Source organism: Mycobacterium sp. SMC-11, from assembly GCF_046250095.1.
GTDB lineage: Bacteria > Actinomycetota > Actinomycetes > Mycobacteriales > Mycobacteriaceae > Mycobacterium > Mycobacterium heraklionense_A.
The window spans coordinates 1,559,360-1,583,492 of the sequence record NZ_CP176430.1; the positions used below are offsets into that span (position 1 = coordinate 1,559,360).

A 24,133-nucleotide genomic window follows, 5' to 3' on the forward strand; every position below is an offset into this window, starting at 1 on the left:
CCAGGTTCGGGGGCTTTGTCGTCTTTCGGGAGCGCATTCCTAGAATTGAGCGGTGACTGACACTCCCAACGCCGCCAACGCCGATCACCTACCCAAGTCGTGGGAGCCGGGTGCGGTCGAGGACGCGATCTACCAGCGTTGGGTGGATGCCGGCTACTTCACCGCGGACCCCACCAGCGACAAGCCCGGCTACTCGATCGTGCTGCCCCCGCCCAACGTCACCGGCAGCCTGCACATGGGGCACGCGCTCGACCACACCCTGATGGACGTGTTGACCCGTCGTAAGCGGATGCAGGGCTACGAGGTGCTGTGGCTGCCGGGCATGGACCACGCCGGCATCGCCACCCAGAGTGTGGTCGAACGCCAGCTCGCCGCCGACGGCAAGAGCAAGGAAGACTTCGGCCGCGAACAGTTCATCGAGAAGGTGTGGGACTGGAAGCGGGAATCCGGCGGCACCATCGGCGGCCAGATGCGCCGGCTCGGCGACGGCGTGGACTGGAGTCGCGAACGCTTCACCATGGACGAGGGCCTGTCGCGGGCGGTGCGCACCATCTTCAAGCGGCTCTACGACGCCGGGCTGATCTACCAGGCCGAACGACTGGTCAACTGGTCGCCGGTGCTGGAGACCGCGATCAGCGACCTCGAGGTCAAGTACGACGACATCGAGGGCGAGCTGGTGTCGTTCCGCTACGGCTCAATGGAGGACACACAGCCTCATATCATTGTGGCCACCACCCGGCTGGAAACCATGCTCGGTGACACCGCGATCGCGGTGCATCCCGACGACGACCGGTACCGCAACCTGGTGGGCAGCTCACTGCCGCACCCGTTCTTGGACCGTCAGATCGCCGTGGTCGCCGACGCCCACGTCGACCCCGAATTCGGCACCGGCGCGGTCAAAGTCACCCCCGCCCACGACCCCAACGACTTCGAGATCGGTCTGCGCCACCAGCTGGACATGCCGACGATCCTGGATAAACGTGCCCGGATCACCGGCACCGGAACACAGTTCGACGGCATGGACCGGTTCGAGGCACGCGTCGCGGTGCGTGAAGCGCTGGCCGCGCAAGGCCGCATCGTGGCCGAGAAGCGGCCCTACCTGCACAGCGTCGGGCATTCCGAGCGCAGCGGCGAGGTCATCGAACCGCGGCTGTCCATGCAGTGGTGGGTCGACGTCTCCTCGTTGGCCAAGGCCGCCGGTGACGCGGTCCGAGACGGCGACACCGTCATCCACCCGAAGAGCTTGGAACCACGCTGGTTCGGCTGGGTCGACGACATGCACGACTGGTGCATCTCCCGGCAGCTGTGGTGGGGACACCGCATCCCGATCTGGCACGGGCCCAACGGCGAAAAGGTCTGCGTCGGCCCGGACGAGACCCCGCCGGAGGGCTGGGAGCAGGACCCCGACGTGCTGGACACCTGGTTCTCCTCGGCGTTGTGGCCGTTCTCCACGATGGGCTGGCCGGACGCCACGCCGGAGCTGAAGAAGTTCTATCCGACAAGCGTTTTGGTGACCGGCTACGACATCCTCTTCTTCTGGGTCGCCCGGATGATGATGTTCGGGACCTTCGTCGGCGGCGACGCCGCGCTGCCCGAAGGCAAGGTTCCGTTCCGCAATGTGTTCCTGCACGGCCTGATTCGCGACGAACACGGCCGCAAGATGAGCAAGTCCCGTGGTAACGGGATCGACCCGCTGGACTGGGTGGAGATGTTCGGCGCCGACGCCCTGCGGTTCACCCTGGCCCGCGGAGCGAGCCCCGGCAGTGACCTGTCGATCGGGGAGGACCACGCCCGCGCGTCGCGCAACTTCGTCACCAAGCTGTTCAACGCGACGCGATTCGCCCTGATGAACGGCGCCTCGCCGGCGCCGCTACCGGCGGTCGAGGAGCTGACCGACGCCGACCGCTGGATCCTCGGGCGCCTGGAAGAGGTTCGCGCCGAAGTGGATTCGGCGTTCGAGGGCTACGAGTTCGGGCGGGCCTGCGAGGCGCTGTACCACTTCGCCTGGGACGAGTTCTGCGACTGGTACGTCGAATTGGCCAAGACCCAGTTGGGGCAGGGGCTGACCCACACCACGGCCGTGCTCGCGGCGGTGCTGGACACCCTGTTGCGGCTGTTGCACCCGGTGATCCCGTTCGTCACCGAAACCCTGTGGCAGGAGCTCACCGGTGCGGAGTCTCTGGTGATCGCGGACTGGCCGGCCCCGTCGGGCATCGCCTTGGACCAGGTGGCGGCGCAACGGATCACCGACATGCAGAAGCTGGTGACCGAGGTGCGCCGGTTCCGCAGCGACCAGGGCCTACGTGACCGGCAGAAAGTCTCGGCCCGGCTGACCGGCATCGACGACGCCGACCTGGCCACCCAGGTGACCGCGGTGGCGTCCCAGGCCTGGCTGACCGAGCCGGGGGAGGGCTTCGCGCCGTCGGCCACCGTCGAGGTGCGGCTTGCTCGCGGAACGGTCGTCGTCGAACTGGACACCTCCGGCACCGTCGACGTCGTCGCGGAGCGCCGCCGCTTGGAAAAGGACCTGGCCACTGCGCGTAAGGACCTCGAGGCCACCTCGGCAAAGCTGGGCAACGACGAATTCCTGGGCAAGGCGCCCGAGGCGGTGGTCGAGAAGATCCGGGCCCGCCAACAGCTGGCCCGCGACGAAGTGGAGCGCATTACCGCGCGTCTGGCAGGCCTGACGTGACCGATCATCCGATCGGCGCAGGCGAGCCCAGCCCGGATGAGATCGCGGCCCTGCTCCAAGTCGAACACCTGCTTGATCAGCGTTGGGGCGAGACCAAGATCGAACCCAGCCTGACCCGCATCAACGCGCTGCTGGAGCTGCTCGGCTCGCCGCAGCGCGGTTACCCGTCCATTCACGTGGCCGGCACCAACGGCAAGACGTCGGTGGTGCGGATGATCGACGCGCTGCTGACGGCGTTCAGCCGTCGTACCGGGCGTACCACCAGCCCGCACCTGCAGTCGGCGGTCGAGCGCATTGCGATCGACGGCGAGCCGATCAGCCCGGCGCGCTATGTGGAGACTTACGCCGAGATCGAGCCCTTCGTGCAGATGGTCGATGCGTCCTCGCAGGCAGACGGGGGACCGGCCATGAGCAAGTTCGAGGTGCTCACCGGGATGGCGTTCGCGGCATTCGCCGACGCCCCCGTCGACGTCGCCATCGTGGAAGTCGGCATGGGTGGTCGCTGGGACGCCACCAACGTCGTGGAAGCTCCGGTCGCCGTCATCACCCCCATCGGCATCGACCACGTCGACTACCTCGGTGAGGACATCGTCGGGATCGCCGAGGAGAAGGCCGGCATCATTCACCGCTCGTCGGACGAACTGACCGACACCGTGGCGGTGATCGCCCGTCAGGTGCCCGAGGTGATGGAGGTGCTGCTGGCGCAGTCGGTGCGTGCCGACGCCGCGGTAGCGCGAGAGACCTCGGAGTTCGCGGTGCGCAGCCGCCAACTCGCGGTCGGCGGGCAGGTACTGGAGCTGCAGGGTTTGGGCGGGGTGTACTCCGACATTTTTCTGCCGCTGCACGGCGAGCATCAGGCCCACAACGCGGTGCTGGCGCTGGCGGCGGTGGAGGCGTTCTTCGGCGCCGGTGCCGAGCGTCAGCTCGACGTCGAGACCGTTCGGGCGGGATTCGCCGCGGTGCGCAGCCCCGGCCGGCTGGAGCGGATGCGCAGCTCGCCCACGGTGTTCATCGACGCCGCGCACAACCCGGCCGGCGCCGCCGTATTGGCCCAGGCCCTGGCCGAGGACTTCGACTTTCGGTATCTGGTCGGTGTCCTCAGTGTGCTTGGCGACAAGGACGTCGACGGCATCTTGGCCGCGCTGGAACCGGCGTTCGACCGAATTGTGGTGACCCATAACGGATCTCCGCGTGCGCTGGACATCGAGACGCTCACCGTGGCGGCGGCGCGATGGTTCGGCGACGACCGGGTGGTCACCACCGAGACGCTTGAAGATGCGATCGACACCGCCACAGCGCTGGTCGACGAATTCGATTCCGAGGGCGAAGCTTCGGGGGCCGGCATCGTGATCACCGGCTCGGTGGTCACCGCCGGTGCGGCTCGCTATCTGTTCGGGAAGGACCCCGCATGACCGGCCAGCCAGATGCTCCCGACCCATGGCGCGGTTTTCGCGGCGTGATGGCCGCGACGCTGATCCTCGAAGCCATCACGGTGCTGCTGGCGCTGCCGGTGGTCAGCGTCGTCGGGGGCGGTCTGACACCGTTCTCGCTGGCGTACCTGCTCGGCCTGGCACTGGTGCTGCTGCTGTTCGCCGGCATCCAGGGCCGCAGCTGGGCGATCTGGGCCAATCTGGCGCTGCAACTGGTGCTGGTGGCCGGCTTCGTGATTTACCCCGGGGTGGGCATCATGGGCCTGGTGTTCACCGCGGTGTGGGCACTGATCGCCTATTTCCGTGCCGTGGTCTTGCGACGCTCGTGACGGACCGGGTGACCGGGGCCGGTACGCTGTCGCCGTGCCGCTGGCGACGAAGCAAGGCGGAGCGATGGATGAGGAGCGGCGCTGCATGACTGAGCGGACTTTGGTACTGATCAAGCCGGACGGCGTGAACCGTCGGCTGGTGGGCGAGATCATCAACCGGATCGAGAAGAAGGGCCTGACGTTGGCGGCCCTGGAACTGCGGCCGGTGCAGCAGGCTGTGGCCCGGCAGCACTACGCCGAGCACGACGGCAAGGCGTTCTTCGCTTCGCTGCTGGACTTCATCACCTCGGGCCCCGTGGTTGCCGCTGTGGTGGAAGGGCCGCGCGCGATCGAGGCATTCCGGCAGCTCGCCGGTGGAACCGACCCGGTAGCCAAGGCCACCCCGGGCACCATCCGCGGCGATTTCGGCCTGGAGACCCAGTTCAACCTGGTGCACGGCTCGGACTCGCCGGAGTCGGCTGAGCGTGAGATCGCGCTGTGGTTCCCCGACCTGAAGCCGTCGGCGTCGACGGATCCCATGACACTGGCCTGACCCCGGAGTTAGTGCCTTTCGTCCGGCTCCTGTGGATTGTGTGGGATACTGACTAACGGGTGAACGTCACCGGACCGGTTTCCGACACCCGAATGAAGACTTCGGCGAGTGCGACGGTCGCGATATGTGATGCGGCGCCGATCGCCGGTTTTCATTCAGCCAGGCACCGAGTCGGTTCAACCCGAGCCCCTCGGAGCGAGACCACCACAAGCCCGGGGAAGTGAGCCGGGCCCATAACGAGAAGTCCTCGCGTGGCCGCGTCGCAACGACGCGCCCGGGGGCTTGAGGAGACGTACGTGGCAGACCCCTCTCTTTTTAAAGGCCCTGATTCAGAGGTATCAGCAGCACCGAGCGAGCACGAGGAGTTGCCCGATCGACTGCGGGTGCACTCGCTGGCACGGGTTCTGGGCACCACCAGTCGGCGGGTCCTGGATGCGCTGACGGAGTTGGACGGCCGCGCGCGCAGCGCCCACTCCAGCGTGGATCGTGTCGAGGCGGTGCGGGTCCGCGACCTGCTGGACTCGGCCGCCGAGCCCGCTGTCGCCGGACTGTTCCAGGAGGCCGGCGAGGCCCAGGCAACCGGCGAGGTCCCCGACGAGCCGGAGTCCCGGCTGCTGCTGGAGACGGCACCGGAGCCGGCCGCCGTGCGGGCTGACTACATGCCGTTGTTCGTCGCGCCGCAGCCGGTCGCCTTCGAGCGCCCGGTGCCGCGCGAGGTCGAAGTCGATTCCGACGACGACTCCGACGACTATGGCGACGACGACCTCGGCGGTTCCGACGCCGACACCGATGACGAGAACGGCGATCGGCCGGCCAACCGGCGCCGTCGCCGTGGACGCCGTGGCCGTGGCCGTGGCCGCGGGTCTGAGGGTGCGGCAGCCGAGGACGCCGACGACGAGTCCGAGGACGACGACTCCACCGCGGAATCGGAGGAGGCCGGAGACGCCGACGACGCCGCCGACGAGGAAGGCGGTTCGGCCGAGGACGCGGGCAACCGTCGTCGTCGCCGCCGCCGTCGGCGCAAGGCCGGTGCCGGCGAGGAAGAGGACACCGGGTCGTCGGACGACCCGCCCAACACCGTCGTGCATGAGCGGGCTCCGCGCGCCAAGAGCAGCCGGTCCGCCAAGAGCGACCGCGGCACCGGCGACGACGAGATTCAGGGCATCACCGGTTCGACACGGCTGGAGGCCAAACGGCAGCGCCGGCGCGACGGACGCGACGCTGGGCGTCGCCGCCCGCCGATCCTGAGCGAGGCCGAGTTCCTGGCCCGCCGCGAGGCCGTCGAACGCCGGATGGTGGTCCGTGACCGGGTCCGGACCGAGCCGCCGCACCAGGGCGCCCGCTACACCCAGATCGCCGTGCTGGAAGACGGCGTGATGGTCGAGCACTTCGTGACGTCTGCCGCATCGACCTCCCTGGTCGGCAATGTCTACCTGGGCATTGTCCAGAACGTGCTGCCGTCGATGGAGGCCGCGTTCGTCGACATCGGCCGGGGCCGCAACGGCGTGCTCTACGCCGGTGAGGTGAACTGGGAAGCTGCCGGGCTCGGTGGCGCCAACCGCAAGATCGAACAGGCGCTCAAACCCGGTGACTATGTCGTCGTGCAGGTCAGCAAGGACCCCATCGGGCACAAGGGTGCCCGGCTGACCACGCAGGTGTCGCTGGCCGGTCGCTATCTGGTCTATGTGCCGGGCGCGTCGTCGACCGGTATCAGCCGCAAGCTGCCCGACACCGAACGCCAGCGGCTCAAGGAGATCCTGCGCGAGGTGGTTCCCGCCGACGCCGGCGTGATCATCCGTACCGCGTCGGAGGGCGTCAAGGAATCCGATATCCGCGCCGATGTCGAACGCCTCCAGGAACGCTGGACCCAGATCGAGGCCACCGCGGCCGAAACCAAGGGGAAAGCCGCCGGAGCCGCAGTGGCTCTCTACGAAGAGCCTGACGTGCTGGTCAAGGTGATCCGCGACCTGTTCAACGAGGACTTCTCCGAGTTGGTGGTCTCCGGTGATGACGCCTGGGCCACGATCAACGACTACGTAGGCTCGGTGGCCCCCGAGCTGGTGTCGAAGTTGACCCGCTACACCGCGCCCACTGGCCCGGAGGGCCAGGCCGGTCCGGACGTATTCGCCGTGCACCGCATCGACGAGCAGCTGGCCAAGGCGCTGGACCGCAAGGTCTGGCTGCCGTCGGGCGGCACGCTGGTCATCGACCGCACCGAGGCGATGACGGTGGTCGACGTCAACACCGGCAAGTTCACCGGCTCCGGGGGCAACCTCGAGGAGACGGTGACCAAGAACAACTTGGAAGCCGCCGAAGAGATCGTGCGGCAGCTGCGCCTGCGTGACATCGGCGGCATCATCGTCATCGACTTCATCGACATGGTGCTCGAGTCCAACCGGGACCTGGTGCTGCGTCGGCTGACCGAGGCACTGGGCCGCGACCGAACCCGCCATCAGGTTTCGGAGGTGACGTCGCTGGGGCTGGTGCAGCTGACCCGTAAACGCCTGGGCACCGGGCTGATCGAGGCATTCTCGACGTCGTGTCAGCATTGCGCCGGGCGTGGCATTGTGCTGCATGCCGATCCGGTGGACTCGGCCGCGCCGGGACGCAAGACGGAATCGGGTGGCAGCGGCGGCACCACCAGCAGCCGGCGCAGCAAGCGCTCGAAGAAGCCGAAGGTCGACGAACCGGCGGTCGTCAAGGTTCCGGTGCATACGCCCGGTGACCACCCGATGTTCAAGGCGATGGCTGCGGCCAGCGACCGGCACGACGAGTCGGACGACGAGCACGAGACTGCGCCCGATGGCGACGAGCTGGTGGTGAACCTCGCCGAGCAGGGGGCCGAAGGCACCGAGGAGGCCGACGGTCCCGACGAGGTGGCCACGGAGTCCCTGGAGTCTGAGGTGGCCGATGAGGACCTCGCCGACACCGAGGACGACGCCGACGACGACGACGTCGATGAGGATGCCGACGACGCGGATGTCGACGACGACGACGTCGATGAGGACGCCGACGACGACGAAGACGCCGACGACGACGAAGTCGATCTTGACGATGACGACGACGAAGACTTCGACGACGACCTGGATGTCATCGATGAATCTGATGAATCCGACGAATCTGATGAAGACGACTCCGACGATGCAGAAGACGCCGAGGACTTTGACGAGCCCGAGGTGGCAGTTGCGGTGGTCGAGCGTCCACGACGTCGGCGTGCGGCGGCCCGGCCGGCCGGGCCACCGATCTAACGTACTGCCGGTTTGACCCCTTAGCCGCTGGTCACGTACCCTTGACCAGTTGTCGCCAGGCGGGAATAACCACAGCTCGGCGGACAGAACCCCAGACACCTGCGCAAGTCCCGATGGCGTGCGCGCCCGAGAAGCAGAGGTAGAAACCAACGATGGCGACGTACGCAATCGTCAAAACCGGCGGCAAGCAGTACAAGGTTGCCGTTGGTGACGTGCTCAAGGTTGAGAAGATCGAGTCCGAGCCGGGATCGTCGGTCTCGCTGCCGGTCGCGCTGGTCGTGGACGGTGCCACCGTCACCACCGACGCCGCCAAGCTGGCGAAGGTCGCGGTCACCGGAGAGGTCCTGGAGCACACCAAGGGCCCCAAGATCCGCATCCACAAGTTCAAGAACAAGACCGGCTACCACAAGCGGCAGGGTCACCGTCAGCAGCTGACCGTGCTCAAGGTCACCGGAATCAAGTAGCAGCAGGAGGCAGCGAGATGGCACACAAAAAGGGCGCTTCCAGCTCACGTAACGGGCGCGACTCAAACGCCCAGCGACTCGGCGTCAAGCGGTTCGGCGGCCAGGTCGTCAAGGCCGGCGAGATCCTGGTCCGCCAGCGCGGCACTCACTTCCACCCCGGCGTGAACGTCGGGCGCGGCGGCGACGACACCCTGTTCGCCACGGCACCCGGTGCGGTCGAATTCGGTGTGAAGCGCGGCCGCAAGTTGATCAACATCGTGCCTGTCGCCCGCGCGGAGAGCTAACCAACCGGCCCTGCGCAGCGAACGTGCACTGACTGCGAAAAAGAGCGACAAAATTCGCAGTGGTTACACGCTCGATGCGTGGGATTGGTGAGAGGAAAGCCCGATGTCCCGGTTCGTCGACCGCGTTGTCATCCATGTGCGCGCCGGCGACGGGGGCAACGGCTGCGCCTCGATTCACCGAGAGAAGTTCAAACCGCTCGGTGGTCCTGACGGTGGCAACGGCGGCCGCGGCGGCAGCGTCGTGCTGGTCGTCGATCCCCAAGTGCACACCCTGCTGGACTTCCACTTCCGGCCACACATCGTCGCGGCGTCCGGCAAGCAGGGCCAAGGCAGCAACAAGGACGGCGCCACAGGCGCGGACCTGGAGATCAAGGTGCCCGACGGCACCGTCGTCCTCGACGAACACGGGCGGCTGCTGGCCGACCTGGTGGGCGCGGGTGCCCGCTTCGAGGCGGCAGCCGGCGGACGCGGCGGTCTGGGCAATGCGGCGCTGGTGTCGCGTGCCCGCAAGGCGCCCGGCTTCGCACTGTTGGGGGAGAAGGGTGAAACCCGCGACCTCACCCTGGAACTCAAGACCGTCGCCGACGTCGGGCTGATCGGATTTCCGTCCGCGGGCAAATCCGCACTGGTATCAGTGATCTCGGCGGCCAAACCGAAGATCGCCGACTATCCGTTCACCACGTTGGCGCCCAACCTGGGCGTGGTCTCGGCCGGAGAGAACACCTTCACCGCAGCCGATGTGCCCGGCCTCATTCCCGGTGCCTCGACCGGTCGCGGGCTGGGCTTGGACTTTCTGCGGCACATCGAACGCTGCGCCGTGCTGGTGCACGTCGTCGACTGCGCGACCGCTGAGCCGGGCCGTGACCCGCTCTCTGACATCGAAGCGATCGAAGCCGAACTGGCTGCCTATACCCCGACCATGCAAGGGGATTCGACGCTCGGCGACCTGGTCGACCGGCCTCGGGCGGTGGTCCTCAACAAGATCGACGTGCCCGAGGCGCTGGAGATGGCGGAATTCGTCCGCGACGACATCGCGGCCGAGCGTGGTTGGCCGGTGTTCATGGTCTCGACGGTGAGCCGTGCCGGCTTGCGGCCGTTGACGTTTGCGTTGGCCGAGATGGTGTCGGCGTATCGGGCCGCACAACCGGAGCCGGTGGCGCGCCGCCCGGTGATCCGTCCTGTTCGCGCGGGGGAGACCGGGTTCACCGTGGAATCCGACGGCTACGGCGGTTTTCTTGTGCGGGGTACCCAACCCGAGCGCTGGGTGCACCAGACCAACTTCGACAACGATGAGGCGGTCGGCTACCTGGGTGACCGACTGGCCCGGCTCGGCGTCGAAGACGAACTGCTCAAGCGAGGCGCCACACCGGGCTGTGCGGTGACTATCGGGGAGATGACCTTCGACTGGGAGCCGACTACTCCGGCCGGGGGGGACATGACGCTGTCGGGCCGCGGCACGGACAGCAGGCTGGAGCGCACCGACCGAGTGGGTGCCGCCGAGCGCAAGGTGGCACGCAAGCAGCGCCGAGAGCATTCGGAGGACGAGTGACCGGCAGTGGCGCGCGCGAAGCGATTCGCACCGCGCGCACCGTCGTGGTCAAGATCGGCACCACCGCACTGACCACTGAGTCCGGCATGTTCGATGCGGCCCGGCTGGCCGGGCTGGCCGAGGCGATCGAGGCCCGAATGAAGGCCGGCTCGGACGTGACGATCGTGTCTTCGGGGGCTATCGCCGCCGGGCTGGAGCCGCTCGGATTGTCCAAGCGGCCCACCGACCTGGCCACCAAACAGGCCGCCGCCAGTGTGGGCCAGGTGGCGCTGGTCAACGCCTGGAGTGCCGCCTTCGGTCAGTTCGGCCGCACCGTCGGCCAAGTGCTGCTCACCGCGCAGGACGTCTCGATGCGGGTGTCGCACACCAACGCCGCCCGCACCCTGGACCGACTGCGCGCCCTGCACGCGGTGGCGATCGTCAACGAGAACGACACAGTGGCCACCAGCGAGATCCGGTTCGGCGACAACGACCGCCTTTCGGCGCTGGTGGCGCATCTGGTGGGCGCCGACGCGCTGGTGCTGCTCTCCGACATCGACGGCCTCTACGACTCCGATCCGCGCAAGGGCCCGGCCCGCCTGGTCCCCGAGGTGTCCGGACCGGATGACCTCGCCGACGTAGTTGCCAGCGAGGGCAGTCATCTGGGCACCGGCGGCATGGTGTCGAAGCTGTCGTCGGCACTGCTGGCCGCCGACGCGGGAGTGCCGGTGTTGTTGGCCGCCGCCAGTGCGGCAGCATCCGCCCTCTCCGACGCATCGGTGGGCACCGTCTTCGCGCCCCGGACGCAACGGTTGTCGGCGCGCAAATTCTGGGTCCGCCATGCCGCCGACGCCGCCGGGACGCTGACGCTGGACGCCGGGGCCGTCGAGGCGGTGCTGACTCGGCGACGCTCCCTGCTGCCGGCCGGGATCACCGCGGTCTCGGGCAGGTTCTACGGCGGCGACGTCGTCGAACTGTGTGGCCCGGACGGGGCCGTGGTGGCCCGCGGAGTGGTCGGCTACGACGCCGCGGAGTTGGACGCCATGATCGGCCATTCCACCGCGGAGTTGGCACCGGATGCGCGTCGGCCGGTGGTGCACGCCGACGACCTGGTCGCGGTCTAGCGACTCGTTCCGCATGAGCACCGTATTCACCATCGACGGGGCGGGCTGGAGCGGATTTCTGCGGTTCATGTGCCGTGGCGCGGTCACCAAGGGCAAGACCGTCAAAAACGTCAAGTACCCCAACACCTACTTCGACGGACTGCGCTATGTCCCGGCGGTCAAAGCGGTGCAGCGGGGTGCGCAAGCACTCGACGACATGCTGACCGCCCACTTCAACGCCTCACCCGATGCCGACGACGTACTCGTCTACGCCGTGAGCATGGGGGCGCAGGTCGCTTGCAAATGGCTGCGCGAGCGGGGGCCGACCTCATCGGTCCCCACCGGCAAGGTGTCGTTTCTGCTATTGGCCAACCCCGAGCAGCCGTTCCACGGCATCTATCGGGCCGACCCGAAGCTGGTCACGTTCATGAAGCTGCCCGACTACGGCGGCGTCGGCATACCGGCGGACACCCGGTTCGCGGTGACGGACCTGTGTCGCCAATACGACGGCATGGCCGACTTTCCCAATTTGCCTGCGGCACACGTCGACTCGTTGGCCGTCAGAAACGCTCTGCTGGGACTGGTGACCGTGCACAACAACTATTTCCGGGTCAACCTTAAGAGCCCCGACAACATCTGGGTCAAGCGCGACAACCTCACCTATGTGTTCTGTCCCACCTGGCGTAAGAGGCGTCGGCGGATCGAGCGCAGCTATGACCGCTCGGCCTGGAGCTACTGATCGGTCGGCTTGAGATACAGAGCGCCCCAAACGATTTCAGTCAGTGCAGTGGCGAGCTCGGAATCGTAGTCCGCGTCGCGGACCGGCAGGTTCTGCTGGCAGACCCGCTCCACCATCCAGGTGAGCGCGCTTGCGGTCGCGGCGACAGGTAAATCGCGACGAATGGAGCCGTCGGCCTGCCCGTCTTCGATGACCTGGGCCACTCGGCCGGAGATGCCGGTCAGCAAGTCCCGGTAGGTGGCGCCCACGAGTGGGTCGTAGCCGGCCATCTCGCTGAGTGCGATCAGCAGCAGTTGATGCCGCCGATAGTTGGCGATGATCGAGGCCATCGCGGCGCGGACATCGTCGGGATCGCGGCGCTGCGCCACGCCCCACCAACGCTCGGCCCCTGAGGCGAGATCGCCGAACACCTGGCCGGCCAGCCGGCGCAACAAATGACCCTTGTCCTCGAAGTAGATATAGAAGCTGGCGCGCGAGATGCCGGCCTCGGTGGCGAGTCGGTCCACGCTGAGCTCGGTGAAGCTCGCGCCGCCGCTCATCAGCCGCTCGGTGGCGTCGAGGAGGTGCCGTTCGATCTCCTCGCGCCGCTCCTGGCGGCTGTTGGGGGGCTTGCGGGTCACAGAAGCCACAGCGGTCAGCGTAACGGCATCCCCGACGTCTTGACTAGACACTATGTCTAGACCTACTGTCAGCACGGGGCCCGGTGTGACCGGGGCCATACACCGAGGAGGTCTCGTGACTGCACCATCCGCCGCGCTGCGCAGCTACGACGCGGTCGACTTGTCCTCCCGTGCGTTCTGGTCTGCCACCGCTGCCGAGCGGGAGCGCTCGTTCGCGGTGCTGCGTGCCGAACGTCCGGTGAGCTGGCATCCGCCCGTCGAAGACGCCATGCTCAACGACGCGAACGATCCCGGCTATTGGGCCGTCACCCGCCACGCCGACATCGTCGAGGTGAGTCGCACCAACGAGGTGTTCCTGTCCGGCAAGGGCGTGCAGTTCGAGAACTTCCCCGAGGAGTTACTGGAGACCACGCAGTCGTTCTTGGCCATGGACCCGCCCCGGCACACCAAACTGCGCAAACTGGCCACCGCGGCGTTCACTCCCCGCCAGATCAGGCGCATCGAGGACTCGATCAAGGCCAGCGCCACGGCCATCGTCGACGAACTCAAGGCCGCCGGCAGCGGAGCGGACTTCGTCGAGTACTGCGCCAAGGAACTGCCGCTGCGCACGCTGGCGGACATGGTCGGCGTGCCGGATTCCGAGCGCGTACAGGTAGCCCATGCCGCCGACGCCTTGGTATCGACCAACGACCCGGTGTTCCTTGACGGGCGAGACCCGTTGGCGGTGATGGGCGAAAACATCATGTACCTGCACCAGGTGGCGGGTGTGTTGGCAGCCGAGCGCCGTGAGCGCCCCGGCGACGACCTGTTCAGCAGCCTGGTGAACGCCGAGGTCGACGGCGACCGGCTCACCGACGCCGAGGTGAGCGCCTACTTCGTGCTGCTGTCGGTGGCCGGAAACGACACCACCCGCCAGACCACCAGCCATGCACTTAAGGCGCTCACCGACTTCCCCGAGCAACGGGCCTGGCTGCTGGAGGATTTCGACCGTCGCATCGGGACAGCGGTGGAAGAGTTCATCCGCTACGCGACACCGGTGATGACCTTCCGCCGCACCGCTGCAACCGATTACGAACTGGGCGGCCAGACGATTCGGGCCGGCGACAAGGTGGCCATGTTCTATGCGTCAGGCAATTGGGACGCGGCGGTGTTCGACCACCCCGATCGCCTGGATCTGAGCCGCGACCCCAATCCGCATCTGGGCTTCGGCGGCGGCGGACAGCACTACTGTCTGGGGACCCATGTGGCGCGCGCCCAGCTACGCGCCCTCTTCGGTGAGTTGCTCCATCGACTTCCGCGCATCGAGGCCGGTGATCCGGAGTACCTAGCGGGCAGCTTCATTCACGGGATCCGTGCCATGACCTGTACGTTCTGACTCGGCTGGTCCAGGCTCGGCCAGTCCGAAGTGCCGGCCGGTGGCGTCCTTGCCGATCGCGGTCAGCACGATGACGGCGAGCAGTGTCGGCACCAGCGTGACAACCAGGGCGTACGGGTAGCCGTGCGCGGCTGCCAAGTGCTCCTGGATCGGCAGGTTGAACGCGGCGAAGAGATTGCCCAGCTGGTAGGTCACGCCCGGATAGAAGCCGCGGATCGCATCCGGCGACATCTCGGTCAGGTGCGCCGGGATCACGCCCCAGGCGCCCTGCACGCAGATCTGGATCAAGAACGAGCCCAGGCACAGCATGCCCGCGGTGTGCGACAACGCGAACAGCGGCACGATCGGCAAGCCCATCACCGCCGCCCAGATGATCGCGTAACGCCGGCCCAACCGCTGTGACAACGAACCGAAGATCAGCCCGCCGATGATCCCGCCGATGTTGTAGATCACCGCGATCCATTTGGCCGTGACATGGGACAGACCTGCCCCGTCGGGCGAGGTCAGAAACGTCGGGTAGATGTCGTGGGTGCCGTGGCTCATCCAGTTGAACGCCGTCATCAGCAACACCAGGTAGCAGAATCGGCGGATCACCTTGGCATCGGTGAATACGTCGCGAATTCTGGTGCGGGTCAGTCGCATCCGATCGTGGGTGGCCTGCCATATCTCCGACTCCGTCACCCGATAGCGGATCAGCAGGCTGACCATGGCCGGCAGGATGGAAAGCCCGAACAGCCAGCGCCAGGACAACCCCAGTACGTCGTTCACCAGCAGCGAGGCCACCGTGGCGGCCAGGTAGCCGAACAGATAACCCTCCTGCAGCAACCCGGAGAAGAACCCGCGACGCTCGGGTGGGATCTTCTCCATGGCCAGCGCAGCGCCCAGCCCCCATTCGCCGCCCATCCCGATCCCGTAGAGCAGGCGCAGAATCACCAGCACGGTGAAGGTCGGCGCGAACGCGCACAAGAACCCCACCGTCGAGTAGAAAATCACGTTGACCATCAGCGGTATTCGCCTGCCGACCCGATCTGCCCACAGGCCGAACAGCAGCGCCCCGAGCGGGCGCATCACCAGGGTGGCGGTGGTCAGAAACGCGACCTCGGTCTTGGTGTGGCCGAAGGTCTTGGCGATGTCGGCGTAGACGAACACCACGATGAAGTAGTCGAACGCATCCATCGACCAGCCCAATACGGCAGCGAGAAATGAATTGCGCTGGTCGGGGGTGAGCCGCTGCTTTGTCACCCGAGCATCGTGCCGGATTCCGCAGCGATTTACTGACGATTTACCGCGACGAAATTTCGTAGGGCAGCTCCGAAGCCAGCAACGCCAGCGTCGGCGAACACCCGCCGTCGATCTTGACGTCGGCCAACTCATCGCCGCGGGTGGGGCCGCGGTTGACGATCGCGACCGGAATACCGCGCGCGGCGGCCTGGCGGACAAACCGGTAGCCGGAGAACACCGTCAGCGACGAACCTGCCACCAGCAACGCCTCTGCTTCGTCGACCATCGAATAAGCCTGAGCGACGCGTTCTTTGGGGACGCTTTCGCCGAAGTAGACGATGTCGGGCTTGAGTATCCCGCCGCAGTCCTGGCAGTCGACGAAGCGGAATGACGCGGTATCGGTGACGACGGCGTCCGCGTCGGGCGCCACGGCGATACCGCCGAGCCTGCCCACCCGGTCGATGAAGCCGGGGTTGAGCTGCTCGAGCTGCTCGTCCAGCGACGCTCGGCTCAGCGAGTGCCCGCAACTCAAACAGACCACCGTCGCATAGCTGCCATGCAGATCCACCACGTGACGGCTGCCCGCTTTGGTGTGCAGCAGATCGACATTCTGGGTGATCACCCCGGTCACCACGCCCGCCGCTTCCAGCGCGGCCACCCCCAAGTGCCCGATGTTGGGCGCGGTGTCGGCCATGTGACGCCAGCCGATGTGGTTGCGAGCCCAATACCGTTGCCGAAACACCCGGTCGCCGGTGAACTGGGCGATGGTCATCGGATTGCTCGGCGGGGAGTCCGGGCCGCGGTAGTCCGGAATGCCCGAATCGGTGGAGATGCCGGCGCCGCTCAGCACCGCGACTCGCCGGCCCGCCAGCAGCGTCAGCAGGTCGCAGACCGTCGGCTCGGTTCCGCCCATCCGGCTAGCGTAGGCACTTCGCGGCGGTCGACCGCTCAGCAGCCATGTTGCGGCACATCATCTCCAGTGCGGCGGCACCCAGTTCGGCGTCGATGTGGGCGACGGCGTCGACCGGTATCACCACCGGAAGGTGCCGTACATAGGCGTCCAGGGCGGTGTAGAGGATGCATTGCTCGGTGACCTGGCCGGCCAGAATCAACCGTCGGGTGCCGAGCCGGCCCAGCAGGTACTCCAGCGGGGTGGAATAGAAGGCGCTGTGGCGCACCTTGGTCATCAACCGGTCGCCGGCTACGGGGGCGACGGGCCGAACCAGCTCGGGTCTGCTGCCGTTCAGCGCCGACGCGGCGATCTGGGCGAATCCCGCGGTGAAGTCGCCGTAGTTGTCGTTGACGTAGATCAGGTCGACCTCCTCGGCGGCCCGGCTGCGTCCCACCAGGTCGGCCAGTGGTTCGACGATCTGCGCGACATTGTCGGCCAGCTGTTCGGCGTCGGCGTGACGGTAGGCGTTGAGCATGTCGACGACGACCACCGCGGTATCGGTCATGCCCTGGTGATACCCGAAAGCTGCACGTTGACACAGTCCAGGCGACAATGGGGGCAATGGAGCATTCTGGGGACTTCTACAACGCCTACCGGCATGGGTTCGCGCGGGTCGCTGCCTGCACGCACCGCACCACGCTCGCCGACCCGGCCGCCAACGCCGAGTCGGTGCTACGGCTGGCGCGCGAATGCCACGACGACGGCGTCGCGCTGGCCGTGTTTCCCGAACTCACCCTGTCGGGATACTCCATCGACGACATCGTCCAGCAGGACAGCCTGCTCAGTGCCGTCGAGGCGGCGCTGCTCGACGTAGTCGCGGCGTCGACGGAGCTGCTGCCGGTCTTGGTGGTGGGAGCGCCGCTGCGCTATGCACACCGCGTCTACAACACCGCGGTCGTCATCCACCGCGGGCGCATCCTCGGCGTCGCGCCGAAGTCCTATCTGCCCACCTACCGGGAGTTCTACGAAGGCCGCCAGCTGGCTGCCGGCGCCGACGAACGCGGACTCATTCGGCTGGGTGGGGTAGAGATCCCGTTCGGGCCGGACCTGCTGTTCGCCGCGACCGACCTACCCGAGTTCGTGCTGCACGCCGAGGTGTGCGAGGACATGTTCGTCCCCGTGCCGCCCAGCGCCCAGGCCGCACTGGCCGGCGCGACGGTGCTGGCCAATCTGTCCGGTAGTCCGATCACCGTCGGGCGCGCCGAAGACCGCTGTCTGCTGGCCCGGTCGGCCTCGGCGCGATGCCTGGCCGCGTACGTCTACGCCGCCGCGGGCGAGGGGGAGTCGACCACCGACCTCGCCTGGGACGGCCAGACCATGATCTGGGAGAACGGCACGCTGCTCGGCGAAAGCGAACGGTTCCCCAGCGGCCCGCGCCGATCGGTCGCCGACGTCGACCTTGGGCTGCTGCGCTCGGAGCGGCTGCGCATGGGCACATTCGACGACAACCGCCGCCACCACCGGGATGCGGTGCAGGCATTCCGGCGGGTGGAGTTCGTTCTGGACCCGCCGGCCGGGGACATCGGCCTGCGGCGGGTGGTCGAACGATTTCCGTTCGTGCCGTCGAATCCGCAACGACTGCAACAGGACTGCTACGAGGCCTACAACATCCAGGTTTCTGGCCTGGAGCAGCGGCTGCGCGCCTTGAACTGTCCCAAGGTGGTCATCGGGGTGTCGGGCGGGCTGGATTCGACCCACGCCCTGATCGTCGCGGCTCGGGCGATGGACCGCGAAAACCGGCCGCGCAGTGACATTCTCGCGTTCACCATGCCCGGCTTCGCCACCGGTGAGCGCACCAAGGCTAACGCCGCCGCGCTGAGCAAGGCGCTGGGAGTGACGTTCGCGGAGATCGACATCCGCGAGACCGCGAAGCTAATGCTGTCCGAGCTCGGGCACCCGTTCGCCCGCGGTGAAGCCGTCTACGACGTCACGTTCGAGAACGTCCAGGCCGGCCTGCGCACCGACTATCTGTTCCGAATCGCCAACCAGAACGGCGGCATCGTGCTGGGCACCGGCGATCTGTCCGAGCTGGCGCTGGGCTGGTCCACCTACGGGGTGGGCGATCAGATGTCGCACTACAACGTCAACGGTGGTGTGCCCAAAACCCTGATCCAGCATCTGATCCGGTGGGTGATCAACTCCGGGGAGTTCGACTCCGATGTGTGCGCGGTACTGGCCTCGGTGCTCAACACCGAGATCAGCCCGGAATTGGTGCCGGCGGCTGACGGCGAAGAGATTCAGCGCAGCGAGGACAAGGTGGGCCCTTACTCGCTGCAGGACTTCGCGCTGTTTCAGGCGCTGCGGTACGGATTCGCGCCCGCCAAGACTGCGTTCTTGGCCTGGCATGCCTGGCATGACGTGGAAGCGGGTTCCTGGCCACCCGGATATCCGGCGGACAAGCGGCAGGCCTATTCACTGGCGGATATTCGGCATTGGCTGAAAGTCTTTGTGCAGCGGTTCTATTCGTTCAGTCAATTCAAACGCTCAGCGCTGCCGAACGGGCCGAAGGTGTCCCACGGTGGCTCCCTGTCGCCCCGCGGAGAATGGCGGGCCCCCTCGGACATGTCGGCGCGGATCTGGCTCGACGAGATCGAACGGGAGATTCCGCAGGCGTAGGGGGGCGAGGGCAGTCTCAGTAGCGTGCGGGTCAAGAACTTCGGCACCATCCGGCGGGTGCGGGCCAAACGGTACTGATCGTCTGGCAGGGTGTGAATCATGCCCACCGTCCTGATCGAGGTCCGTCGTCACTACGAGCCGGCCGAGGAAGTCGCGATCATCGATGCCGTCCATGGTGCGCTCGTGACCGCTTTCCAGATCCCGGCCAAGGACAAGAACGTGCGGCTGGTCGTGCACGAGCCGCACCGTTTTGCGGTTCCGGCGCAGCTCGAGAAGCCCGAATGCCGCACCCTGATCTCGATCGACTGCTTCTCCGGCCGGTCGCTGGAGGCCAAGCGCCTGCTTTATGCCGGGATCGTCGAAAATCTTGCCGCGCTGGGTATTCCCGCCGACCACGTGATGATCACCCTGCATGAGGTGGATCGGGAGAACTGGGGCATCCGGGGCGGGCAGGCCGCATCCGACGTCGACCTCGGATTCAACGTCGGAGTCTGAACGCATCCAGCGCTGCGGTGATCGCCTCGGCGCTCGGGGCGCAGTCCCCGGCACCGGCGGTCAGCGTGGCCAACGCCCCTGCCACGCAGGCGCGTTGCACTGCGCGTTCGACGCCACCGGCCCATTCGGTCGCCAGCACACCGGCGAAGACGTCACCCGCGCCCGTGCTGTCCAGGGCCTGCACCACCGGAGCCGGTACGGTGCGGATGCCGCCGGGGCCGCAGTAGCGGGCGCCACGCGCGCCGAGGGTGACCACCCGGTGCGCCACCTTGTGGTGGAACCGCTCGGATTCGGATTCGTTGACCACCGCGACGTCAACCCGCTCGATGAGTCGCGCCACGTCGGTGGCCGGCGGGGACACGTTGAGTATCACGGTCGCCGCGCCCGCGTGGGCCACCTCGGCGGCCTCGGTGGCCACCGGGATCGGAATCTCCAGCTGCATCAGCAGCACGTCGCAGTCCGCGATCAGGTCGCGCTGGCCGGAATCCAGCGTGAGGGTGCCATTGGCGCCGGGGGCCACCACGATGGTGTTCTGCCCGGACGGGTCCACGGTGATGGCCGCCGAACCGCTGGGGCCGGGCGTCGTCGTCAGGCCCTCGGTTCCGACGCCGTTGCTCTGCAGGTGCCGGCGCAGCAGCAGCCCGGCGTCGTCGTCGCCAACCGCGCCCACGAACTGCACCTGCGCCCCCGCCCGTGCCGCGGCCACCGCCTGGTTGGCGCCCTTTCCGCCGGGGTGGGTGCTTCGCGCCGTGGCCAGCACCGTCTCGCCCGGAGCCGGAAGTGCGGCGACGGTAAAAACGGTATCGAGGTTCACGCTGCCCACCACGCACACCCGCGTCGCCATGCAGTCCAGCTTTGCATTCACGACCGCGGAATGTCGTGCATCCCCTAGGGTGATGAACCATCCGGTAATCGGGGAAGGGGGCGGCCGGGTGGACTCGGCAGCATCGACAGTGGCCACGGCGCGCGGTGACCGCCGGCACTGGCGGTTGCTGTCTCGGCTCAGCATTCAGACCAAGCTGATGTTCATCCTGCTGATCACCAGCGTCGCCTCGGTTGCAGTGGTCGGGTTCGTCGAGTTCCAGTATGGCGCACAGGAATTGCAGCGTGCGGCCACCAGCAAGTTGGTTCAGGCTCGGGAGGCGCAGCGGCGTGCGGTCACCGGCTTGTTCGCCGAGATGACCAACTCCCTGGTCGTTTTCAGCGGGGGAGTGACCGCAGCTACCGCACTCAAGTCATTTACTGCTGGATTCGACGAGCTCGCAAATGCTGCAATCACGCCCGACCAGCAGGGGGCGATAGAGGCTTATTACCAGGACCACTTCACCAAGGCGCTGGGCAACCGGACCGGCGAGCAGCCGGACATCGCCGCGTTGCTGCCCACGGCGAACGCGCAGCGTTACCTGCAGGCCCGGTACACCGCAGGCTTTGTCGCGGAGCCGAAAAAGTCCGACGACTCCGGTGACGGCAGTACTTGGTCGGCGGCAAATGCCCAGTTCAACAACGTCTTCGCGGAGATCGTCCAGCTCAACGAGTACCTGGATGCGTTGCTGTTGGACACCCGAGGCAATGTGGTCTATTCGGTCAACAAGGGCGTGGACCTGGGTACCAACGTGCTCACCGGTCCCTACCGCGAATCCGGTCTGCGTGACGCCTACCGCAAGGCGTTGGCGGCCAACGCGGTCAATTTTGTGTGGATCACCGATTACCAGCCCTACCAACCCAACTTGGACACACCCACCGCCTGGCTGGTATCTCCGGTCGGAACCAAGGGCACGGTCGAGGGCGTGTTGGCCTTGCCGCTGCCCAGTGCCAAAGTCAATCGGATCATGACCGCCGACCGTGAGTGGGAGGCCTCAGGGCTGGGCCACACCACCGAGACCTATCTGGCCGGCCCGGACCACCTGATGCGCTCCGATTCGCGACTGTTCCTGGAAGATCCGGAGCGGTATCGCCGAGAGGCGGTGGCGGCGGGGACCTCGGAGGCGACGGTGGAACGCGCGCTGCGGCTGGGAACCACCACCTTGGTGCAGCCGGTCGGCGGGCCGGGACTGGAGGCCGCGCAGCGTGGCCAGACCGGCACGCTGACCAACGGGTATGCCTATCTGGGCAACCGTGAGCTGACTGCGTACGCGCCGCTGACCGTGCCCAACTCGGACCTGCAGTGGTCGATCCTGGCGACCAGGGATTACTCCGATGCCTACGCCGCGGTCACGTCCTTCAGCAAGCGGGTGGTGCTGGCCACCACCGGTGTCATCTTCGCCATCTGCGTGCTGGCCATGCTGCTTGCGCGACTCTTCCTGCAGCCGATCCGCCGGCTGCAGGTCGCGGCCCAGCGGATCAGCGCCGGCGACTACAGCGCCGCGGTTCCGGCCCGGACGGATGACGAGATCGGCGATCTGACCAAGGCATTCAACGACATGAGCTACAGCCTCCGCACGAAGGAGGAACTGCTCGATCAGCAGCGCAAACAGAACGATGAGCTCCTGCTGTCGCTGATGCCCGAGTCGGTGGTACGGCGTTATCGAGGCGGCGAGCAGGCCATCGCAGAAGAGCATCACAACGTCAGCGTTGTCTACGCCGAACTGCATGGGATCGACCAGCTATCCACCGAGCTCTCCGCGAGCGAATTGGTGACGACCGTCGACGATCTAGTCAGACAGTTCGACGCGGCGGCTGAAGCTGTTGGGGTCGAACGAATTCGCACCATGTACAACGGCTATCTCGCAGGTTGCGGCTTGACCACCCCGAGGCTGGATGGGGTGCACCGTATCGTCGAATTCGCGTGCGAGATGCAGCGCATCGTTGATCGGTTCGAGGTCAAAACCGGTTACCGGCTGAGCTTGTGGGCCGGGGTCAACACCGGCGAAGTCGTCAGCGGCCTGGTCGGCCGGTCCGGGGTCACGTATGACCTGTGGGGCTCTGCTGTCAACCTGGCCTACCAGTTGCGCAGAGTCACGCCGGAATCCGGCATCTACGTCACCGCCAGAGTGCGCGACATGCTGGACGGCACCGCGGAGTTCGCGCTGGCCGGCACCCTCACGATCGGCGACGCCGAGGAGCAGGCCTGGCGATTGTCTTCGAGATCTTCCGAGGCACCGTGAACGTCTTCGGGACGTGGTTGTACTGGGCGCTCGGTGTCGCGATCGGCCTCCCGGTGGGCCTGGTACTGCTCACCGAAGGGCATGTGGCACTGGCGCGCAGAGGCAGCCACCTCGCCCGACCGGTAGCTCTGGCGCGCAATTACCTGTTGCCGCTGGGCGCATTGATGGTGTTACTGGCGCAGGTCGCCGGCGTACCGGGCCACGATCCGACGCTGCGGATCATCTACACCGCGTTCGGCTTCGTGGTGCTGGTGGTGCTGCTGTCCGGGCTGAATGTCACCTTTTTCCAGAGCGCTCCAAAAGGCTCCTGGCGCAGCCGGATACCGACCATCTTCGTCGACGTCGCACGATTCCTGCTGATCGGTGTGGGCCTGGCGCTGATCCTGTCCCATGTCTGGGGGGCCAGGATCGGCGGCCTGTTCACCGCGCTGGGTGTCACGTCGGTGGTCATCGGCTTGATGTTGCAGAATTCGGTCGGCCAGATCGTTTCCGGTCTGTTCATGCTGTTCGAGCAACCGTTCCGGATCGGTGACTGGCTTTCCACCCCCACCGCGCGCGGCCGGGTCGTCGAAGTGAACTGGCGGGCGGTGCACATCAGCACCGCCGACGGGCTGCAGGTCACGCCGAACTCGGTCCTAGCCGGAACCTCGTTCACCAACGTCAGTCGTTCCGGCGGTGCCCACCGGGTATCGATCACGACCACCTTCGCCGTCGCGGATCCCCCAGACCAGGTGTGCGCGTTGTTGTCGCGGGTTGCGACCGCCCTGCCGATGCGCACCACCGGCGAGGCGCCGGATTCGGCGGCGCTCGGTGGGGGCCAGTACCGCACCACGGTTGCGCTGGGCTCGCCGGCCGACGATGGTGCGGCGCAGACCACCTTCCTGCGGTGGCTTTGGTACGCCGCCCGACGGGCAGGACTGCACCTTGACGAAGCCGAGGACGTGTTCTCGACACCGGAACGAGTGGCCGAGGCGCTGCGGTCAGTAGTGGCGCCCGCGCTTAGGTTGACCGACGACGACCAGCGCGCCTTGGAGCCGTACGCCACGGTGGTCCGCTTCGGCAGGGACGAGGCCCTGCAACGGGCCGGCCAGGTGCCGACCGCGATGACATTTCTGACCGAGGGCAGCGTCCGGCTCACCAGTGCGGATCCGGCCTGGCCGGACGCCACGCTGCGGCATGGTGCGTTTCTCGGTGTCACCACGCTGACCCGGCAGCCCAGTCTGTTCGACGCGCACGCCGTGGAGGAAGTGACCGCGGTAGTGATCGACCGGGAGAACATCGAAGAACTGGTGATGACCAAGCCGTTGTTGCTGCAGGAACTGGGCCGCATCATCGATCAGCGGCGTCCGGCGGCATCTGCATAGCGGGGCCGTTTTACCTGATCGGGCGTTCGCCGATACT

Annotated in this window: 20 protein-coding genes; 15 read left to right on the forward strand and 5 right to left on the reverse strand. The window is 66.9% G+C overall.

Annotated features, from left to right (window positions below):
- The first annotated feature begins 52 nt into the window (after positions 1–52).
- From ACKY0X_RS07385 to ACKY0X_RS07430, 10 genes are all read left to right on the forward strand, one after another.
- Positions 53–2,692: a valine--tRNA ligase gene (locus ACKY0X_RS07385; protein ID WP_409428911.1), complete on the forward strand. Its 2,640-nt coding sequence runs from the start codon at positions 53–55 to the stop codon at positions 2,690–2,692.
- Positions 2,689–4,104, forward strand: a complete 1,416-nt coding sequence (gene folC / locus ACKY0X_RS07390) for a bifunctional tetrahydrofolate synthase/dihydrofolate synthase (RefSeq protein ID WP_409428912.1) — start codon at positions 2,689–2,691, stop codon at positions 4,102–4,104. Before ACKY0X_RS07385 ends, folC begins: the two co-directional genes overlap by 4 nt.
- Positions 4,101–4,451, forward strand: a complete 351-nt coding sequence (locus ACKY0X_RS07395; protein ID WP_046286663.1) for a DUF4233 domain-containing protein — start codon at positions 4,101–4,103, stop codon at positions 4,449–4,451. Before folC ends, ACKY0X_RS07395 begins: the two co-directional genes overlap by 4 nt.
- A gap of 85 nt (positions 4,452–4,536) precedes the next feature.
- Positions 4,537–4,983, forward strand: a complete 447-nt coding sequence (gene ndk, locus ACKY0X_RS07400) for a nucleoside-diphosphate kinase (protein WP_046286666.1) — start codon at positions 4,537–4,539, stop codon at positions 4,981–4,983.
- Positions 4,984–5,279: 296 nt separating this feature from the next.
- Positions 5,280–8,231 carry an Rne/Rng family ribonuclease gene (locus tag ACKY0X_RS07405; RefSeq protein WP_409428913.1) on the forward strand — a complete coding sequence of 984 codons (2,952 nt, stop codon included), beginning with the start codon at positions 5,280–5,282 and terminating at the stop codon, positions 8,229–8,231.
- A gap of 152 nt (positions 8,232–8,383) precedes the next feature.
- On the forward strand, positions 8,384–8,695 hold the full coding sequence (gene rplU, locus ACKY0X_RS07410) for a 50S ribosomal protein L21 (protein WP_046286653.1): 312 nt from the start codon (positions 8,384–8,386) through the stop codon (positions 8,693–8,695).
- A 17-nt stretch (positions 8,696–8,712) separates the two neighbouring features.
- Positions 8,713–8,979, forward strand: a complete 267-nt coding sequence (gene rpmA / locus ACKY0X_RS07415; RefSeq protein WP_046286652.1) for a 50S ribosomal protein L27 — start codon at positions 8,713–8,715, stop codon at positions 8,977–8,979.
- A 103-nt stretch (positions 8,980–9,082) separates the two neighbouring features.
- On the forward strand, positions 9,083–10,528 hold the full coding sequence (gene obgE, locus ACKY0X_RS07420; protein WP_409428914.1) for a GTPase ObgE: 1,446 nt from the start codon (positions 9,083–9,085) through the stop codon (positions 10,526–10,528).
- The gene (proB, locus tag ACKY0X_RS07425) at positions 10,525–11,631 is read left to right on the forward strand and encodes a glutamate 5-kinase (protein ID WP_409428915.1); all 1,107 of its coding nucleotides are present in this window, start codon (positions 10,525–10,527) and stop codon (positions 11,629–11,631) included. The genes obgE and proB overlap by 4 nt, the downstream gene beginning before the upstream one ends.
- Positions 11,632–11,644: 13 nt before the next feature.
- Complete coding sequence (locus tag ACKY0X_RS07430) at positions 11,645–12,349, forward strand: PE-PPE domain-containing protein (RefSeq protein ID WP_064888919.1); 705 nt, start codon at positions 11,645–11,647, stop codon at positions 12,347–12,349.
- Here the strand turns inward: ACKY0X_RS07430 and ACKY0X_RS07435 are convergent.
- Complete coding sequence (locus tag ACKY0X_RS07435) at positions 12,343–12,978, reverse strand: TetR/AcrR family transcriptional regulator (protein WP_409428916.1); 636 nt, start codon at positions 12,976–12,978, stop codon at positions 12,343–12,345. The genes ACKY0X_RS07430 and ACKY0X_RS07435 overlap by 7 nt on opposite strands.
- 106 nt (positions 12,979–13,084) lie before the next feature.
- On the opposite strand from ACKY0X_RS07435, the gene ACKY0X_RS07440 reads away from it, so the two are divergent.
- Positions 13,085–14,344, forward strand: a complete 1,260-nt coding sequence (locus tag ACKY0X_RS07440) for a cytochrome P450 (protein WP_409428917.1) — start codon at positions 13,085–13,087, stop codon at positions 14,342–14,344.
- On the opposite strand, the gene ACKY0X_RS07445 is transcribed toward ACKY0X_RS07440, so the two are convergent.
- Genes ACKY0X_RS07445 through ACKY0X_RS07455 form a run of 3 tightly spaced genes read right to left on the reverse strand, consistent with a single transcriptional unit; the run spans position 14,294 to position 17,022 of the window.
- Positions 14,294–15,586: an MFS transporter gene (locus ACKY0X_RS07445; protein ID WP_409428918.1), complete on the reverse strand. Its 1,293-nt coding sequence runs from the start codon at positions 15,584–15,586 to the stop codon at positions 14,294–14,296. The two genes, ACKY0X_RS07440 and ACKY0X_RS07445, sit on opposite strands and share 51 nt — an antisense overlap.
- Before the next feature lie 40 nt (positions 15,587–15,626).
- Positions 15,627–16,478 carry an SIR2 family NAD-dependent protein deacylase gene (locus tag ACKY0X_RS07450; protein WP_409428919.1) on the reverse strand — a complete coding sequence of 284 codons (852 nt, stop codon included), beginning with the start codon at positions 16,476–16,478 and terminating at the stop codon, positions 15,627–15,629.
- Between the two features lie 4 nt (positions 16,479–16,482).
- Complete coding sequence (locus ACKY0X_RS07455) at positions 16,483–17,022, reverse strand: cysteine hydrolase family protein (protein ID WP_409428920.1); 540 nt, start codon at positions 17,020–17,022, stop codon at positions 16,483–16,485.
- A 56-nt stretch (positions 17,023–17,078) separates the two neighbouring features.
- Between ACKY0X_RS07455 and ACKY0X_RS07460 the strand changes: the two genes are divergently transcribed.
- Positions 17,079–19,133, forward strand: a complete 2,055-nt coding sequence (locus ACKY0X_RS07460) for an NAD(+) synthase (protein ID WP_409428921.1) — start codon at positions 17,079–17,081, stop codon at positions 19,131–19,133.
- A gap of 99 nt (positions 19,134–19,232) precedes the next feature.
- Positions 19,233–19,628, forward strand: a complete 396-nt coding sequence (locus tag ACKY0X_RS07465; RefSeq protein ID WP_046285113.1) for a tautomerase family protein — start codon at positions 19,233–19,235, stop codon at positions 19,626–19,628.
- Here the strand turns inward: ACKY0X_RS07465 and ACKY0X_RS07470 are convergent.
- A complete protein-coding gene (locus ACKY0X_RS07470; protein ID WP_409428922.1) occupies positions 19,612–20,472 on the reverse strand; it encodes a ribokinase in 861 nt (286 codons plus the stop codon). The two genes, ACKY0X_RS07465 and ACKY0X_RS07470, sit on opposite strands and share 17 nt — an antisense overlap.
- 52 nt (positions 20,473–20,524) lie before the next feature.
- Here ACKY0X_RS07470 and ACKY0X_RS07475 point away from each other — a divergent pair, with 52 nt between their 5' ends.
- Both ACKY0X_RS07475 and ACKY0X_RS07480 read left to right on the forward strand, forming a co-directional pair.
- The gene (locus tag ACKY0X_RS07475; RefSeq protein ID WP_409428923.1) at positions 20,525–22,732 is read left to right on the forward strand and encodes an adenylate/guanylate cyclase domain-containing protein; all 2,208 of its coding nucleotides are present in this window, start codon (positions 20,525–20,527) and stop codon (positions 22,730–22,732) included.
- Positions 22,729–24,096, forward strand: coding sequence for a mechanosensitive ion channel domain-containing protein (locus ACKY0X_RS07480; protein ID WP_409428924.1), 1,368 nt, complete (start codon positions 22,729–22,731; stop codon positions 24,094–24,096). Before ACKY0X_RS07475 ends, ACKY0X_RS07480 begins: the two co-directional genes overlap by 4 nt.
- Positions 24,097–24,133 lie beyond the last annotated feature (37 nt).

Bases quoted from the DNA above. Each gene is read 5' to 3' on its own strand.
- ACKY0X_RS07455 (WP_409428920.1), bottom strand. From the start codon at position 17,022: ATGACCGATACCGCGGTGGTCGTCGTCGACATGCTCAACGCCTACCGT.
- rpmA (WP_046286652.1), top strand. From the start codon at position 8,713: ATGGCACACAAAAAGGGCGCTTCCAGCTCACGTAACGGGCGCGACTCA.
- ndk (WP_046286666.1), top strand. From the start codon at position 4,537: ATGACTGAGCGGACTTTGGTACTGATCAAGCCGGACGGCGTGAACCGT.
- ACKY0X_RS07460 (WP_409428921.1), top strand. From the start codon at position 17,079: ATGGAGCATTCTGGGGACTTCTACAACGCCTACCGGCATGGGTTCGCG.
- obgE (WP_409428914.1), top strand. From the start codon at position 9,083: ATGTCCCGGTTCGTCGACCGCGTTGTCATCCATGTGCGCGCCGGCGAC.
- ACKY0X_RS07465 (WP_046285113.1), top strand. From the start codon at position 19,233: ATGCCCACCGTCCTGATCGAGGTCCGTCGTCACTACGAGCCGGCCGAG.
- ACKY0X_RS07450 (WP_409428919.1), bottom strand. From the start codon at position 16,478: ATGGGCGGAACCGAGCCGACGGTCTGCGACCTGCTGACGCTGCTGGCG.
- ACKY0X_RS07430 (WP_064888919.1), top strand. From the start codon at position 11,645: ATGAGCACCGTATTCACCATCGACGGGGCGGGCTGGAGCGGATTTCTG.
- rplU (WP_046286653.1), top strand. From the start codon at position 8,384: ATGGCGACGTACGCAATCGTCAAAACCGGCGGCAAGCAGTACAAGGTT.
- ACKY0X_RS07475 (WP_409428923.1), top strand. From the start codon at position 20,525: ATGAACCATCCGGTAATCGGGGAAGGGGGCGGCCGGGTGGACTCGGCA.
- ACKY0X_RS07395 (WP_046286663.1), top strand. From the start codon at position 4,101: ATGACCGGCCAGCCAGATGCTCCCGACCCATGGCGCGGTTTTCGCGGC.
- ACKY0X_RS07470 (WP_409428922.1), bottom strand. From the start codon at position 20,472: ATGGCGACGCGGGTGTGCGTGGTGGGCAGCGTGAACCTCGATACCGTT.